General features: G+C 51.8%; 1 pseudogene. It reads right to left on the bottom strand.

Features of this window, described 5'->3' with window-relative positions:
* Positions 1-513, bottom strand: a pseudogene (locus KQI64_RS08510) (phosphoribosylformylglycinamidine synthase); the annotation flags it as partial.
* Positions 514-740 lie beyond the last annotated feature (227 nt).

Raw genomic sequence — 740 nt, 5'->3', positions numbered from 1 at the left:
GCCCTCAACGCGCTTAACGTCGTCGGGAACGGGAGTTTCCATGTCGAGCGTCTCGGGCTTGTCGAGGGAAGCCAGACGGCTCTCAACGGGGTTGATAAGGTAATCCTCTACCTTCTTCTGTTCCTCGTCGGTAAGGTCGCCCTTGAGAGCGATGACTCTCGCGGTGAGCACCTTGCACCTCTCGCCCTGAGTCAAAAGCTGTACGCACTGCTCGGCGGAGTCGCCGCGCTGGTCGTACTGACCGGGGAGATATTCCATAGCGAAGACCCTCCAGCCGGTTTCTACGGGCAGAGTTTCCTCGTAAATAACGTCGGCGTTCGGCTCTGAGAGCACGATACCCTTCGCCTTGTCATATTCGTCGCGGGTAAGACCCTCGATATCGTAGCGCACAATATAGCGCAGGTCGGTTACGGACCTCATGCCCAAGTTGTGGCGGATGTCCCAAAGCGTCTGCTTTGCGACAACATTGAAGCCCTCGCGTTTTTCTACAAAAATTCTGATTACGTCTGACATGCCATCAGCCTCCTGAATCATATTACATTTTATTCTATCATATCCGACAGTAATTATTTTTCGGTATAGGAAAAAAGAAAAGGTTTGGCGCGCGCCAAACCGTGAAGTTTATTTATATGAATCCTGAATGAAATCGAACAGGTCCTCAAAGTCGCCGTGGCGGAACAGACTGAGGCTTTTATCAGAGCGGTTGATGAGGCAGTCCGTGACGAGAAAAGTGTCAAAGC

It is taken from the genome of Lachnoclostridium sp. MSJ-17 (genome assembly GCF_018918205.1).
Classification (GTDB): Bacteria; Bacillota; Clostridia; order Oscillospirales; family Acutalibacteraceae; genus Ruminococcoides.
This window is presented reverse-complemented; position numbering and strand designations above follow the sequence as displayed.